This is a genomic window from Planococcus wigleyi (assembly GCF_014836985.1).
In the GTDB taxonomy this organism is placed as follows: domain Bacteria; phylum Bacillota; class Bacilli; order Bacillales_A; family Planococcaceae; genus Planococcus; species Planococcus notacanthi.
In genome coordinates this window covers 454,925-468,445 of the sequence record NZ_JACSPU010000002.1, presented here as the reverse complement: position 1 = coordinate 468,445, position 13,521 = coordinate 454,925, and the positions used below count along the sequence as shown (strand labels likewise).

The 13,521-nt window shown below is 45.0% G+C and carries 19 protein-coding genes and 1 riboswitch; of the genes, 3 read left to right on the top strand and 16 right to left on the bottom strand.

All coding sequences use genetic code 11. The annotated features are described in order from the left end of the window. Positions 1-2 precede the first annotated feature (2 nt). The 10 genes from H9630_RS07865 to H9630_RS07820 all read right to left on the bottom strand — a co-directional run bounded on the left by H9630_RS07865 (position 3) and on the right by H9630_RS07820 (position 5,803). A complete protein-coding gene (locus H9630_RS07865) occupies positions 3-230 on the bottom strand; it encodes a sulfurtransferase TusA family protein (protein ID WP_191714939.1) in 228 nt (75 codons plus the stop codon). 150 nt (positions 231-380) lie between these two features. Beyond that, positions 381-1,508 (bottom strand): MBL fold metallo-hydrolase, encoded by a 1,128-nt coding sequence (locus H9630_RS07860; protein ID WP_191714938.1) that lies wholly within the window; start codon positions 1,506-1,508, stop codon positions 381-383. Between the two features lie 41 nt (positions 1,509-1,549). Continuing rightward, entirely contained in the window at positions 1,550-2,107 is a 558-nt protein-coding gene (locus H9630_RS07855) for a sulfurtransferase TusA family protein (protein ID WP_191714937.1), read from the bottom strand. A gap of 41 nt (positions 2,108-2,148) precedes the next feature. After that, positions 2,149-2,445, bottom strand: a complete 297-nt coding sequence (locus H9630_RS07850; protein ID WP_191714936.1) for a rhodanese-like domain-containing protein — start codon at positions 2,443-2,445, stop codon at positions 2,149-2,151. Positions 2,446-2,458: 13 nt separating this feature from the next. Continuing rightward, positions 2,459-2,779, bottom strand: coding sequence for a rhodanese-like domain-containing protein (locus H9630_RS07845; RefSeq protein ID WP_404825530.1), 321 nt, complete (start codon positions 2,777-2,779; stop codon positions 2,459-2,461). 77 nt (positions 2,780-2,856) lie between these two features. Then, positions 2,857-3,339: a DsrE/DsrF/DrsH-like family protein gene (locus tag H9630_RS07840; protein ID WP_191714935.1), complete on the bottom strand. Its 483-nt coding sequence runs from the start codon at positions 3,337-3,339 to the stop codon at positions 2,857-2,859. Between the two features lie 141 nt (positions 3,340-3,480). Next, positions 3,481-3,741, bottom strand: coding sequence for a metal-sensitive transcriptional regulator (locus H9630_RS07835; protein ID WP_191714934.1), 261 nt, complete (start codon positions 3,739-3,741; stop codon positions 3,481-3,483). Positions 3,742-3,888: 147 nt separating this feature from the next. After that, on the bottom strand, positions 3,889-4,272 hold the full coding sequence (locus H9630_RS07830) for a DUF302 domain-containing protein (RefSeq protein ID WP_191715093.1): 384 nt from the start codon (positions 4,270-4,272) through the stop codon (positions 3,889-3,891). A gap of 125 nt (positions 4,273-4,397) precedes the next feature. Further along, positions 4,398-4,847, bottom strand: coding sequence for an OsmC family protein (locus tag H9630_RS07825; protein WP_191714933.1), 450 nt, complete (start codon positions 4,845-4,847; stop codon positions 4,398-4,400). Continuing rightward, positions 4,844-5,803 (bottom strand): carbohydrate kinase family protein, encoded by a 960-nt coding sequence (locus tag H9630_RS07820; RefSeq protein ID WP_191714932.1) that lies wholly within the window; start codon positions 5,801-5,803, stop codon positions 4,844-4,846. The genes H9630_RS07825 and H9630_RS07820 overlap by 4 nt, the downstream gene beginning before the upstream one ends. Before the next feature lie 77 nt (positions 5,804-5,880). On the opposite strand from H9630_RS07820, the gene H9630_RS07815 reads away from it, so the two are divergent. Next, positions 5,881-6,444, top strand: a complete 564-nt coding sequence (locus H9630_RS07815) for a GNAT family N-acetyltransferase (protein ID WP_191714931.1) — start codon at positions 5,881-5,883, stop codon at positions 6,442-6,444. Between the two features lie 65 nt (positions 6,445-6,509). On the opposite strand, the gene H9630_RS07810 is transcribed toward H9630_RS07815, so the two are convergent. The 4 genes from H9630_RS07810 to H9630_RS07795 form a co-directional block, all read right to left on the bottom strand. Next, positions 6,510-7,340 (bottom strand): MetQ/NlpA family ABC transporter substrate-binding protein, encoded by an 831-nt coding sequence (locus H9630_RS07810; RefSeq protein ID WP_191714930.1) that lies wholly within the window; start codon positions 7,338-7,340, stop codon positions 6,510-6,512. Positions 7,341-7,352: 12 nt separating this feature from the next. Continuing rightward, entirely contained in the window at positions 7,353-8,024 is a 672-nt protein-coding gene (locus H9630_RS07805; protein WP_191714929.1) for a methionine ABC transporter permease, read from the bottom strand. Further along, positions 8,014-9,027 carry a methionine ABC transporter ATP-binding protein gene (locus H9630_RS07800; RefSeq protein ID WP_191714928.1) on the bottom strand — a complete coding sequence of 338 codons (1,014 nt, stop codon included), beginning with the start codon at positions 9,025-9,027 and terminating at the stop codon, positions 8,014-8,016. The genes H9630_RS07805 and H9630_RS07800 overlap by 11 nt, the downstream gene beginning before the upstream one ends. A 68-nt stretch (positions 9,028-9,095) precedes the next feature. Next, positions 9,096-9,197, bottom strand: a riboswitch (SAM riboswitch). 51 nt (positions 9,198-9,248) lie between these two features. Continuing rightward, the gene (locus H9630_RS07795) at positions 9,249-10,037 is read right to left on the bottom strand and encodes a carbon-nitrogen family hydrolase (protein ID WP_191714927.1); all 789 of its coding nucleotides are present in this window, start codon (positions 10,035-10,037) and stop codon (positions 9,249-9,251) included. 86 nt (positions 10,038-10,123) lie between these two features. On the opposite strand from H9630_RS07795, the gene H9630_RS07790 reads away from it, so the two are divergent. After that, positions 10,124-11,287, top strand: coding sequence for a pyridoxal phosphate-dependent aminotransferase (locus H9630_RS07790; RefSeq protein ID WP_191714926.1), 1,164 nt, complete (start codon positions 10,124-10,126; stop codon positions 11,285-11,287). Positions 11,288-11,360: 73 nt separating this feature from the next. Here H9630_RS07790 and lepB read toward each other — a convergent pair whose 3' ends face one another. After that, a complete protein-coding gene (gene lepB / locus H9630_RS07785; protein ID WP_191714925.1) occupies positions 11,361-11,894 on the bottom strand; it encodes a signal peptidase I in 534 nt (177 codons plus the stop codon). Positions 11,895-12,159: 265 nt separating this feature from the next. Here lepB and H9630_RS07780 point away from each other — a divergent pair, with 265 nt between their 5' ends. Continuing rightward, the gene (locus H9630_RS07780) at positions 12,160-13,179 is read left to right on the top strand and encodes an SEC-C domain-containing protein (protein WP_191714924.1); all 1,020 of its coding nucleotides are present in this window, start codon (positions 12,160-12,162) and stop codon (positions 13,177-13,179) included. Positions 13,180-13,244: 65 nt separating this feature from the next. Here H9630_RS07780 and H9630_RS07775 read toward each other — a convergent pair whose 3' ends face one another. Then, complete coding sequence (locus H9630_RS07775) at positions 13,245-13,466, bottom strand: hypothetical protein (RefSeq protein ID WP_191714923.1); 222 nt, start codon at positions 13,464-13,466, stop codon at positions 13,245-13,247. Between the last annotated feature and the right edge of the window lie 55 nt (positions 13,467-13,521).

Here is a 13,521-nt window from a genome sequence, read left to right as displayed (position 1 = left end):
TCTTAGCCTTTCTTGATCCAGAATGTAAAGACATCGCCATTTTCCTGCGAATCCAGCAGCTCATGTCCACCTGATTTTGCCCATGCAACCAGATCCGCCTTTGCGCCTGTGTCGGTTGCCAGGATTTCAAGAACCTGCCCACTTTCCATTTCCTTCATTTCTTTTCTTGTTTTTACGATCGGCATCGGGCATGCCAGCCCTTTTGCGTCTAATACTTTATCTGCGTTCATCAAAATCTCTCCTTTTGGGTTTTATTTAATGTTAAGTTTCTTTCTCTATAAGATTCGGTGCTTAGCTGCCACTTGAATATGAAGCAAAGCAACACAGGCCACCAGGCAAGCCAGCTGTTTTGCGGAATATCGATTGCCATAAATCGTTGCTTAACGAACTGCACAACGGTTTGGCCCGATTTCCATTTCACGCTGTACTTCTTCGTCAGGAGTAATCTTTCCCATATTCGTTTTGCGGATGTCCTGATAAGCATTTGGTTGCGGCGGCAAGTTCAAGGTAACCATATCTCGAAATTCTTGCTCATCTGCGATATTCAAGCCGTGGTTTTCCTTGAACAGATCGCCCAGTTTTTTAGCGACACTGCCATCTTCGTTCAATTCTTCGATGATCATGAAATGAGCAGGCAATACAATGAGCTCATCCGCCAATTTCTGATAACGTGTGTATAATGATTCCCTTAAATCTCCAACCCAGTCGTCAGCCAAGCCGGCAAGGTCCGGTCTGCCGATAGAGTCGATGAATAAAATATCACCTGTCATCAAATATTGTTGGTCTACGATGAATGATGTAGATCCAATCGTGTGCCCCGGTGAATACAACGCTTCAATTTCAATTTTCGAGCTTCCGATTGCCACTTCCAAGCCATTCTCCAAAGCTGTGTAGTCGAACACTACTTCTTCTGCATCTTTAGGCGGCAAATAATAGCTTGCCCCTGTTGCTGCTGCAATTGCACGGCCACCGGAAATATGATCCGCATGCAAATGTGTATCGAATACATGTTTGATCGTTGCGCCTTTTTCCTGCGCGAAGTCCAAGAAGATATTTGCCATGCGGGTTGCATCAATAATAGCGGCTTCCCCTTCAGAGATGGCCATGTACGACAGGCATCCCTTGCCAAGACGAACAAATTGATACAATTCGCCGCCGCCTTGCAATTCACCGACTTTCACTGGTTCCAGGTGCTCACTCCAAGCTTTCATGCCGCCTTCAAGATAGGCCACGTCAACGCCTTCCTCTGACAGCATTTCTGCCACCATGACGGAAGAGCCTTCTTTTGCACAGACTACCAGGATATCTCTATCTGTCGGCAATTCTGAAACCACTTCTTCGACGCCGTCCAATAAATCGAAATAAGGTGTATTTATATACTGGATATTCCCGCCTTCGATTTTCCAATCAGCAAAGGCATCTCCATTTCGTACATCCAGAATGAACAATGGCTGATTGTTCACTACTTTCTTTGCTACTTCACTTGCTTTCATCGCTTTTACAGTCATATTAGAATTACCTCCAGGGGTATATATTTTTCTAAATTTTTTTACTCTGTCTTCCCTGTCCAGTTGCTCATACCAGGTACTACATTGTATAAAGTGCCAAAACCATTTTTGGCCATCATATCTCCTGCAATGCCGCTTCTTCTGCCTGAATGGCAAATGATATAAATTGCATCTTCTTTGGCTAATTCATCCATTCGTGCTTCGACTTCGCCTAGAGGGATATGGATTGCTCCCGGAATATGGGCTTCTTCAAATTCATCTTTTTCACGGACATCCAAAATTGTCATGTGTTCATCAGCTTCCACCTTTTGAGTGAAATCAGCCAGTGAAATTTCTGGAATAGTGATGGTTTCTTCCGGAGCTCCTGCTCCATCCTTGCGAAGGAAATGATGTAAGACGTCCCCTTCGGTTTCAGTGCCGATATATTGATGGCCTGAACTCTTTGCCCATGCTTGCAGATCAGCTGTTGAACCTTTATCTGTTGCAAGGATTTCCAATACTTTTCCTGAATCCATCGTCTTCATCATCTTTTTCGTTTTCACAATCGGCATTGGGCATGCCAGCCCTTTTGCATCTAATGTTACGTCAGTCTGTACCATTTAAGTTCCCCCTATAAAATTCATCTGTTTTCGGCAGTTCTTTAGTTGGTTTCGCCATTCCAATCCAGCATTCCACCATCCATGTTCGTCACCTTATACCCTTGATTTTCAAGAAAGCTGGTGGCTTGTCCGCTGCGTCCGCCTGAACGGCAAACCATGATGTATTCTTTCGATTTATCGAGCTCATTCATCCGAAATTCCAGTAAGCCCAAAGGAATATTGATAGCGCCTGGAATCTTCCCGGCTGCAACTTCATTGGTTTCCCGAACATCAATCAAATTGATTGTTTGTTTGCTTTCCACTAATTCCCGAACTTGCTGAGTTGTCATTGTTTTCATTATAATTTCTCCTTTATGCGCGGTAGCTACTCATACCGCCTCTAATATTTGTGATGGTGGTGAATCCGTTCTTCTTCAATAATTTGCTGACTTTGCTGCTGCGCATACCGCTTTGGCAAATGACCAGTACTTCTTTTTCTTTTGACAGTTCATTCATCCGTTTTGGCAACTCATTTAATGGGATGTTCTTAAAACCCTTAATGTGGTTCCCTTTGAACTCTCCCGGTGTCCGAACATCGATATACTGCTTATCTTTCTTGCCAAGCTGCGTTTTCATTTCTTCTGTAGATATCGACTGAATTCCTTTAGCCGGTGAAGTAAATCGGTAAGCTATCCAAAGAGCTGCCGCTCCAATTAGAACCCATAAGTATCCATTCCATGCTGCACCTTTCCCTTCTGCTGTAAATGCGATTAGATGAATAGGTTGACGTTGCCGTCTTCGGCATCTCCAAGATAAGCAGCGACTCCTGCATACTCGACTCCATCCAATAGTTCTTCTTTCTGCAAACCAAGAAGGTCCATCGTCATCGTACAAGCGATCATTTTTACGTCCTGTTCTTCTGCCATTTCAATTAATTGGGGCAAAGTCAGTGCATTATGCTTTTTCATGACTTGCTTGATCATTTTAGGTCCCATTCCGCCGAACTGCATATTCGATAAACCAAGTTTATCTGCACCTCTTGGCATCATTTTCGCAAACATCGTTTCCAGACGCCCTTTTTTCAACGCTGGCGGATTTTCTTTCCGTAATGCATTCAATCCCCAAAATGTATGGAAGATTGTCACTTCATGATCGTATGCAGCAGCACCGTTGGCGATAATGTAAGCTGCCATTGCCTTATCGTAATCCCCGCTGAATAATACGATTGTCGTCTTCTTTTGTTCTTGTGCCATTTTATTGCCTCCATTTCCAATTACCCGTGGGGGTATATTTTATTTCGAAAAAAAATGACGTTTTATAGTGGCGCCGCACTTCTTTCATACCCCATAGGGTATATTAAAGCATATCTTTCTGAAAGTCAAACAAAAATTTCTTTATCTGCTTTTCACTAGCAAGTCGACAGCTTCTTTTACCATGCCTTCAGTGCTTTCGCCTTTTTCGATGCTTTCGCGTACACATGTCTCCAGGTTATCGCTGACAATAACACCAATGGCGCGATCAACTGCGCTTCTTACCGCGGACAGCTGCATGACTACGTCTCTGCATTCTCCATCATTTTCAACCATTTTGATGACACCGCGAAGTTGGCCTTCTATTCTTTTCAATCGATTCTCAACAAGTTTGTCGTATTTCATCTTAACTATGCCTCCCATAAATAATATAAGGATGTTTAACTAACCCCTATATTATACCCCTAAGGGTATTAAGTCAACCTATTAGCTCGCAATAAAATCGATTTAAGAAACATGGTTAAATCAACTGTCCGCAGACCGCGCAGCAAGTTATGCAGATTGATCGATGCACTTGATCAATCGCTCTTCAATATCTTCAGCAATCGATTTGATGTTCTCGTCTTCCACCATGCTGATTAGGGCAGTAGGCTTCGGCATTCCGATTTTCACTCCATCGCTTTCTTTATAGACAACGATTTTGCATGGCAGGAAATAGCCGATCATCAAGTTTTCCGATAAAACACGGTTCGCTTCTTTCGGGTTGCAAACTTCCAAAATGGTGTAGGGGGTATCAAAATCTTCTCCTTTTTCCTGGAGCTTGGCAGTTAAATCAAAGTTCCAGAGAATACCGAATTTCTCTGCTTTCAAATTCTCTTCTAAAGCTTCAACCGCTTCACTGACTGTTTTTGATGTATCCACTGTGTAATTAAACATCATCTTGTTCCTCCTTTTAGTTTCACTTTCTAAGTACCCTACCCGGTATATATCCATATAAACATTGAAGCAAAAGACAGCGAAAAAAATCCTTCATCTATGAAAGATGAAGGATTTCTTGAAATTCAGTTTCCTGTTGTAATCTGAGCCTGCAATTCAATTTCCACATTGCCTTTGATGGCCCGTGTAATCATGCAGGAGCTTTCGGCTTTCTCAGCCAGCTTCTGTGCTAAAGCCAAGTCCTTTTCGGAAGCATCGGCCATCAGGACCACAAGTGGTTTATGGATGATGCGTTTGTAAGTGATAACGCCTTTTTCCACTTCCACAATCCCTTCTGATTCCATCGTCAGAGACTGCTTTTCCAATTTGCTGCGTTCCATCATTGCGGCAAGTGTAATAATGTAACAAGTCGCGGCAGCGCCCAACAGCATTTCATCTGGATTTGTACCAATTCCCGGTCCATCCATTTCAGGCGGAATGGATATTTGGGTTTTTAGCCCCCCGACTTCAATGTCTCCCACATCATTGCGGAGACCTGGCCAATCTGCTTTTAAATGAAAGCTATGCAATGTCATAACGCTCCACTCCCTTGATTAGTGATTTTTGCTATTTCTTCAATGCGCGGCATCGCCGTCAACGCACCGGCCTTTGTCGCACAAAGCGCTCCCAATTTGTTGCCGAAATCAGCACAGGCAATGACCTCCTGCTCCGTACCAGGCAAGCCTTGCAAATGGACGTGGCGGATGACACTTGCCATAAAAGCATCTCCTGCTCCCGTAGTGTCCACTTGCTGTACCGGAACAACCGGCACATGATGAACTTTATTCTGGAAAACAGCATGCGTCCCATTTTCACCATCCGTTACAAAAACCAAAGGAATAGCAAAACCGGACAACCGTTCAAGCCCTTCCTCCATAGACTCAGTTTCCATTAAGAAATCCAATTCTGCTGTCGTCAGTTTGACGATATCTGCTGATGGCAGAAATTCGAGAACTGTTTCACGGCAAAGCTCTTCACTTTCCCAGCGCAATGGACGAATATTGACATCATATGAACATAGGACACCATGTTCTTTTGACAGTTCCAGAGCTTTCCGGGTCGTCTCCCTCGCTTCGGGATGGAATAGGGTTCCCGAACAAAAATGAAAAATGCTGGCCTTTTCAAAAGCCTTTTTCTCCAGTTCGTGTCCTCCAACTTGAAGATCGGGCGTTTCATTGACATAATCTGCAAACACACGGTCAAATTCAGGTGTCAGGTGGATATAAACACCGCTTACCCGCTTTTCAGGCACCTGAATAGCGTGCGATAAATCCACGCCTTCTTTCAATAGTTCGTTGCGTACAAAAGCCGATGTCTCATCATCCCCTGTTATGGTGATAAACCTCGAGGACAGGCCTAACCGGCTGATGCCTGCAGCCACGTTCACTGTCGCTCCACCCAAATGGCGGTTGAACGAAGAATTATCAGTATCCGCTGCGATATAATCCACAAATGCATCTCCGTATGTCAGGACGTGCTTTGTTTTTACCATCTGTTGACCTCCTTCATGTTAAATGGCTTCTTCCTTGCTATAATTTAATTGTTGAGTAAGAAAAGGAGGAATACCGTATGAATGTCATTATACGACAAGCACGGCCAGAAGACGCAGAAAACGTAGCGCCGCTCATTATTAATGCCATCGGTGAAATCGCCGATCATATGACGGCACAAAAAGAGCCAGGGGCCGTATTGGAAAAAGTTGCGGAGATGGTACGCGGGGAACATACACGCCATAGCTATCACTATACCTACACCGCTTTAGTCAATGGCACTATTGCGGGCGCCTTGGTGCTCTATCACGGCAATCAAGCTGAAGCCCTGGACCGCTATTTAATTGATCAACTGAAAAAGCAAGGCCATGATCGTTCGATTGAACCGGAAGCCCATCTTGACGAATGGTATATCGATACTGTGTCAGTCGATCCAGCCTACCAGGGGCAAGGAATCGGCTCAAAGCTATTTGAATTCGCAGAAGAACGCGTGTTGGCTGAAGGAGGCGGCAAACTCTCGTTGAATGTGGATATTGGTAAAGAAGGAGCGATCCGCCTCTACAAACGCCTGGGCTATTCCATAACGGAGCCTTGGACCATTATCGGTGAGCCCTTCCATCATATGGTCAAGACCATTTCCTGACATTGTTCAACATAAAAAAGCCGCTCCAGATTTTTTCGCTGGAGCGGCTTTCTGTATCGAAATTTTTATTCAGCCATCCATTCCGGCTTGCCGAATCCTTCAAATTCTTCATCAATGACTGCTTCAAATTCAGCCGATTCCACAATTTCCACTAAATCCTTTGCCAATTCGCTGCCTTCATTTTCTGCGTTGACCGCCACCACATTGCGGTATTGGTCCGGCATGTTTTCAAGTGCCAATGCATCCAATAGATCCATTTCAGCAGCTATTGCAAAGTTTCCGGGTACAGCCGCCAAGTCGGAACCATCAACTGCCCGCGGCAATTGGCCTGCTTCGATCGGCTGAAATTCCAAGTTTTTCTCATTTGTAATAACATCTCTTTCGGACGCCTGCAGCACTTCAGCTTCCGGATCCAACTCGACTAAGCCTTCATCCTGCAGCATCAGCAAAGCACGTGCACCGTTGACCGGATCGTTCGGAATCGCAATGGTTGCTCCATCCTCAATTGCTTCCAAAGAATCGTATTGGTTCGAGTAGAGGCCCATAGGCGCTGTTGGCACCGTAATCAGTGCGGATAGGTCCATGCCATTCTCTTTTTCAAAGTTTTCCAGGTAAATCGTGTGCTGGAACAGGTTGGCATCAATATCGCCACCATCAAGTGCTACGTTCGGCTGAATGTAATCGCTGAACTCCACCAATTCCACTGTGTAACCCTTTTCTTCAAGTCCAGGCACAATAGCTTTGCTCAGCATGTCGCTGTATGGACCTGCAGTAGCCCCTAGTTTAATGTCCTTCGAAGCTTCTCCTCCAGTTCCTTCAGAGCCGCTTTCTTCTCCACTGCCGCATGCTGCCAAAGCCAATGCGCTTGCTGCTAAAATAAATCCTAATTTTTTCATGTCATTCTCCCCTTATCGTTTATCGATGGCTTTCGCCGTATAGTCGCCAGCTTGTTGAATCAATTGGACCAACACAATCAAAATGACAACAGTAACAATCATGATCGTATTATCGTAGCGGTAATAGCCGAAGCGGATGGCCAAATCTCCAATGCCTCCGCCGCCTACTACGCCTGCCATCGCAGAATAGGCGACCAGGCTGATGATGGTCAATGTCACCCCCTGGATAATGCTTGCTTTCGCTTCCGGCAGCAGAACGTCTTTGATGATCATCCATGGTGTGGCACCCACGGCAATCGCTGCCTCAATGACGCCTTTATCGATTTCACGCAGTGAGTTTTCCACAATACGTGCGAAAAACGGAATCGCCGCAACCGATAGGGACACACTCGCCGCAATCGGGCCAATGGTTGTTCCTGTAATAAGTTTCGTCAGCGGGATAAGTGCCACCAACAAAATGATAAACGGAATAGAACGCACAATATTGACGATAAAACCAATCACAGCATTGACCGGCCGGTTTTCAAGAAATAAGCCGCGGTCTGTAATGAACAGCAAGATTCCCAAAGGCAGGCCGACAATCAAAGCCACTGCTAAGGAAATCCCAATCATTGTCAGTGTCTGAAAAAAAGCAGTCTGTATTTCGGGCCATAATTCAATAATTCGTCCCCATTCAACGCCCATTCGGAATCACCTCCACAATTGCCGATCTGCTTTCCATATACTTCAATGCATCCATGACGTCAGAAGAAGTCCCTTTCAACTCCATGATAAAAACGCCAAGCGGCCTTTCCTGAATGTACTCAATTGCTCCATGCAAAAAGTTTCCTTTGACCGGATAATTCTGCAGCATATCGGAAATTACGCCTTCTCCGGCCACTCCCCCTTTGAACAATACTTTCACTACTGTACCCGTAAATTCGCTCAACAGGTGTTCCGGAACATTGAAAGAGACGACGCTGGAGATGAATTCCTTAGTCAATTCCTTTTGAGGATCTGCAAAAATGTCGTAGACCTGACCTTCTTCAATGACACGGCCACCTTGCATGACGGCCATGCGGTCACAGATTTCCTTGACGACATTCATTTCGTGGGTAATCAGTACAATTGTGATGTTCAATTTAAGATTGATGTCTTTCAATAAACGCAAAATGGACAATGTGGTATTCGGATCCAGTGCCGACGTAGCTTCGTCGCATAATAAAACGGCCGGATTGTTGGCTAATGCCCGTGCGATGCCAACACGCTGTTTCTGTCCACCGCTCAATTGAGCTGGATAAACATCGCGTTTATCTGATAAACCGACCATTTCCAACAATTCTTCTACGCGGCCTTTCAGATTTTTAGATGGGGTGCCTGCAGCCCGAAGCGCAAAAGCGATATTGTCGTACACCGTCTTTTGGCTGATCAGGTAGAAATGCTGAAAAATCATACCGATTTTCAAACGGGCTTTTCTCAATTTTTCACTGTTTAGTTTGGTCAAATCATTGCCATCTACTGTGACGCTGCCGGAAGTCGGCCGTTCAAGCAAGTTGATGCAACGGATCAGCGAACTTTTGCCGGCACCTGAATAGCCGACGATGCCGAAAATTTCACCTTTTCCGATTTCCAATGAAACATTATCCACTCCAGTGACGGTGCCATGCTTAGTTGTGTAGGTTTTCGTCAATTTCTCAATCTGTATCATAGCTTCCTCCCGCCAATAAGAAGATGCCTCTTTCATCAAGAAAGAAGCATCGAAAAATTTAGTTTCTCGACTTATCTTTCGGAACATTGGGTTCCGTTGGATTTGGCACCTTCCCAATCGGGGGTTGCCGGACGTCACAGGGCCTGTCCCTCAGTCTCTCTTGATAAGTTTAAGTTATTTAATTGAATTTTATGTTACAGGCATCCCCAGCGAGTGTCAATCTACTTTTTGAATTTTTCGTACAATTGCTCACGGCGATCGGCGAATACCGGAATGCGCTTCCGGACTTCCTCTACTTCATCCAAATCGATTTCTGCATAACCAATGCCTTCCTCTTTCTTCATATCCAAACGAACTTCTCCCCAGGGGGCGATCACCATCGTGCTGCCGCCGAATTCATTGTTTGGATCACTGCCGATACGGTTCGAGGCGACAATAAAAATTTGGTTTTCGATGGCGCGTGCCTGTAACAAGATGCGCCAATGATCAATCCGCGCTTCGGGCCATTCCGCTGATACAAATACAAGTTTTGCACCGTTCAGCGCCTGGGCACGGATCCATTCTGGAAAACGGATATCGTAACAAATGACGCCTCCGTATGTCTGATTATCCAATTCGAATGTGCCAAGTGTATCGCCTTCTTCAAGATGGATATGTTCATCCATTAAACAAAAACGATGGGCTTTATCGTATTCCGAAACCAGCCCGCCGTCTTTGTCGACAACGTACATCGTGTTGTAAAATCCGCCGTTTTTTTCAGTCGAAACAGAGCCACCCACAATATTGACTTTATGCTCTTTCGCAAAACTTTTGAGCAATTCCACTGTCCGGTTTGTGCTGTCTGCCAATGTATCCAGTTCGGTCAATGCATATCCTGTATTCCACATTTCAGGCAAGACGATCGTCTCCGCTCCATTGCTGGCCGCTTCCGTTAAATAATCCAGGACCTTCCGATAATTCAATTCCGGCTGACCAAAAGCGATATCCATTTGAACGCATGCAATTTTCATTCGTTTCTCCTCCACTAGACAAGTTACCTTCAACTCTATAAGATTTGAAGTAGAAGTGCAATTATTTCGAAAATAAGGAGAATCACATGGACTTTTCAAAACGGCTCCAAAACTTGCCCACTCAATTTTTTGCTTCACTGGTGGCCAAAACAAGCAAAGCAATCGCTGAAGGACGCGATGTCATCAATCTTGGCCAAGGCAATCCGGACCAGCCGACGCCCGACCATATTATCAAAGCCCTGCAAACTGCTGCGGCTGATCCAAAAACGCATAAATATTCACCTTTTCGCGGTATAGCGGAACTGCGTCAAGCCGCTGTGAATTTTTACAAACGCGAGTATGGTGTGGATATCGATCCTGACCTCGAAGTGGCAATCTTGGCAGGAACGAAAATCGGACTTGTTGAGCTGCCCTTGGCTCTGTTGGATCCGGATGATCTATTACTTCTGCCGAATCCCGGTTATCCGGATTACTTGTCGGGTGCCCCGCTCGCAGACATCGGGTATGAGCTGATGAGGCTGAATCCGGAAAATGGCTATTTGCCGGATTATGCCGAGTTGACTGGAAGCATCCGCTCACGCGCCAAACTGATGTATTTGAACTACCCGAACAATCCGACCGGTGCAGTAGCGACTAAAGAATTCTTTGATGAGACAGTCAAATTCGCCAAGGACAACAGCATTGCGGTTGTCCATGATTTCGCTTATGGAGCTGTCGGGTTTGACGGAAAAAAACCGGTCAGTTTCCTTCAATCTGAAGGGGCTAAAGAAGTTGGCATCGAAATGTACACTTTATCGAAGACTTACAACATGGCAGGTTGGCGCATCGGATTTGCTGTCGGCAATTCCAAAATGATTGAAGCCTTGAACTTGATCCAGGACCATTTTTTCGCCGGTTTGTTCCCTGCCGTCCAATTGGCTGCGGCAGAGGCGTTGAATGCCGACCAGCAATGCGTAGATGAATTGGTCGGCCTTTATGAAAAACGCCGCAACGTCCTGGTGGCTGAATGCGCGCGGATCGGTTGGAACATTAAAGCACCACAAGGCTCTTTCTTTGCCTGGCTGCCGGTTCCAGAAGGTTTCACCAGCGTGGAATTTGCCGACTTCCTTCTTGAGAAAGCAGATATTTCAGTTGCGGCAGGCAGTGGTTTCGGCGATGTTGGAGAAGGTTTTGTCCGTGTCGGATTACTGGTTGATGAAACCCGCATCATTGAAGCGGTCAATCGCATCGAAGCTTTGAAATTATTTTAGAGTGCATAAAGGACAGCGTCCCAATACGGGGCTGCTGTCCTTTTAAAAATTGAGAAGATTGTCCACATCTGATTCATTTCACAAAACCGATATGCTCGAAAGGCGACAACCTGATTTTCACTTCACCAAGGACTGAGTCTTTAGAAATAAAACCCAAAACCCTGGAATCCATGCTATTTAAGCGGTTATCCCCTAATACATAATAAGATTCGGCAGGTACGACAAATTCCTGGAAATCTTCAGTCAGCTGCATCAATCCTTCTTGCTCCGCCGCTTTCCGGTTCTTATCCAAATAAGGTTCCGCTTGGGGAGTGCCGTTCACATACAGCTGATCGTCTTTCATTGAAATGCGGTCTCCTGGAACACCGATTACCCGTTTGATGAAATTGACGCCATTGGGTGCTTTGAAGACGATCATGTCAAAATTTTCTATCGTATGAATCTTAAAAAGCATGACTTTGTCATTTTCTTCGAACGTGGGCATCATGGATTCTCCATGGACAGCTACCGGTTCAAACAGAAAATACCGTGATCCCAAGACGATAAGCACAGTCAAAAAGATGACCCGCATCCAGGAAATAAACTCTTTTACCGGATCTTCAAACACATCGTCCCCTCCTGCTCCTGCTTATTCTTTCTTAATTATAATACGCATGCCAATTTGTGCATACTTTCGATTCTCTAATACCTAATGAATCCCAAAAGTGTTTAAGATTTTTCCAGTCCGAATTGTCTGTTGCCCAACTCCTTATTCGGTACAGCATCAGCAGCCTTACACCCTTTTTCATACGGCCGATTCCCGTCTGAATCGTCAGACTTTTGAGCGTATCGCAATTTTATGTTACACTCAATAAAAAATGTAGGTGATTAGAATGGTAGGAAGAAATGATCCATGCCCATGTGGCAGCGGCAAAAAATACAAAAAATGTCACGGAAAACAGCAAACTGTATCCATCAATGATTTGGTGAATGATGAACTGTTCAAAGTACGCCAACAGTTCTTCTCGGAAAATCCAAACCAGGAACAACTTGCAGAATTCCGCGAACTTCAGCAAGAATGGCAGCCACGCTTGATGCAATCAATGGCTGAAAACGATGCACAGGCTTTCGTAATCGAAAACTTCCTGTTCATGAAAAAACCTGAACTATGGGAAGAATTCTTAGCGAAACAAATCGAACTTGCCCAGCGTCCTTCGACCAAAGAAGTGCTGGAAGACTGGAAAGACGTGAAAGTGTTCCTTGGCCAATATGTTAAGGGCGATGCGGAAAAAGCACAGTTCACCGATGTCTTTACAAACGAAACACTTGAAATGGCCGATCAGCCTCCAACAGATATGGAAAACGGGCAAGGCTTATTGGCCATCCTGCTTCCGGACTCTCGCGTGGGAGAAAAAGGTGTACTATTCCTCAACGGTTATTTGACGGTTGTCGGTGAATTCGCACCGTTCTTCGAGCAGTTGAAAGCTCAAATCGCTTCTGAAAATGCTTCGCAGGATGAAAGCTACCTGCGTGACAACTACTTAGCAGTTGTCGAACAAATCGTTAAGTATTCAACTGGAAGTGTAGAAGAAAGCATTCAGCTTTCTCCTGAACACGATTCTGTTATGGCAGAACTGGATAAGCATATTGAGCAGGCGGATTTTGATGAAGAGACCGTCAGCAATGTTACAAGCATCTTGAACAGCTATCTTGTCAGCCAGCAGCCGACTGTCCAAAAACCGGAAGCTCTTGTAGCCGGATATTGGAGATTCCTGCAGGACCATGAGCTGATCAAAGGCCCTATGCTATCTGCAAAAGATTTAAGCGAAAAATTCGGCGTGTCTTCAAGCACAATCTTGAAGCGTTCAAAAGAATTCGGAGCTTATTTCGAAGAATTGCTAGCAAAAAAATAAGCTTTAACCAGCTTGAAGGATTTTTCCTTCATGACTGCTAAAGCAGCAAAAAGGAGTAGCTTCGGCTACTCCTTTTTTTCATCGTCTTTTCTTCGGAATGTAATGAGGATGTACAACAGAATACCGGAAACCGCCAAAAATAAATAAAAGCGTATGAAGTAGATACGCAGCCATAAACCGTCGGTAAAGCCGAAAACAAAATTGGCCAGCGTCAGCAAAGACAGAGCGATTCCTGCAGCAAAAATCACCAGACCCAAAAGGCAAAGTACGTTCAAGAACGATGCCATCCTCAATCACTCCCAACTGAAATTCAAGTGATGTATGTCTTCCCTTCCAAAATAG

Bases quoted from the DNA above. Each gene is read 5' to 3' on its own strand.
- H9630_RS07815 (WP_191714931.1), top strand. From the start codon at position 5,881: ATGAATGTCATTATACGACAAGCACGGCCAGAAGACGCAGAAAACGTA.
- H9630_RS07810 (WP_191714930.1), bottom strand. From the start codon at position 7,340: ATGAAAAAATTAGGATTTATTTTAGCAGCAAGCGCATTGGCTTTGGCA.
- H9630_RS07835 (WP_191714934.1), bottom strand. From the start codon at position 3,741: ATGAAATACGACAAACTTGTTGAGAATCGATTGAAAAGAATAGAAGGC.
- H9630_RS07830 (WP_191715093.1), bottom strand. From the start codon at position 4,272: ATGTTTAATTACACAGTGGATACATCAAAAACAGTCAGTGAAGCGGTT.
- H9630_RS07825 (WP_191714933.1), bottom strand. From the start codon at position 4,847: ATGACATTGCATAGCTTTCATTTAAAAGCAGATTGGCCAGGTCTCCGC.
- H9630_RS07840 (WP_191714935.1), bottom strand. From the start codon at position 3,339: ATGGCACAAGAACAAAAGAAGACGACAATCGTATTATTCAGCGGGGAT.
- H9630_RS07800 (WP_191714928.1), bottom strand. From the start codon at position 9,027: ATGATACAGATTGAGAAATTGACGAAAACCTACACAACTAAGCATGGC.
- H9630_RS07860 (WP_191714938.1), bottom strand. From the start codon at position 1,508: ATGACTGTAAAAGCGATGAAAGCAAGTGAAGTAGCAAAGAAAGTAGTG.
- H9630_RS07795 (WP_191714927.1), bottom strand. From the start codon at position 10,037: ATGAAAATTGCATGCGTTCAAATGGATATCGCTTTTGGTCAGCCGGAA.
- H9630_RS07805 (WP_191714929.1), bottom strand. From the start codon at position 8,024: ATGGGCGTTGAATGGGGACGAATTATTGAATTATGGCCCGAAATACAG.
- H9630_RS07850 (WP_191714936.1), bottom strand. From the start codon at position 2,445: ATGAAAACAATGACAACTCAGCAAGTTCGGGAATTAGTGGAAAGCAAA.
- H9630_RS07775 (WP_191714923.1), bottom strand. From the start codon at position 13,466: ATGGCATCGTTCTTGAACGTACTTTGCCTTTTGGGTCTGGTGATTTTT.
- H9630_RS07780 (WP_191714924.1), top strand. From the start codon at position 12,160: ATGGTAGGAAGAAATGATCCATGCCCATGTGGCAGCGGCAAAAAATAC.
- H9630_RS07865 (WP_191714939.1), bottom strand. From the start codon at position 230: ATGAACGCAGATAAAGTATTAGACGCAAAAGGGCTGGCATGCCCGATG.
- H9630_RS07790 (WP_191714926.1), top strand. From the start codon at position 10,124: ATGGACTTTTCAAAACGGCTCCAAAACTTGCCCACTCAATTTTTTGCT.
- H9630_RS07820 (WP_191714932.1), bottom strand. From the start codon at position 5,803: ATGGTAAAAACAAAGCACGTCCTGACATACGGAGATGCATTTGTGGAT.
- H9630_RS07855 (WP_191714937.1), bottom strand. From the start codon at position 2,107: ATGGTACAGACTGACGTAACATTAGATGCAAAAGGGCTGGCATGCCCA.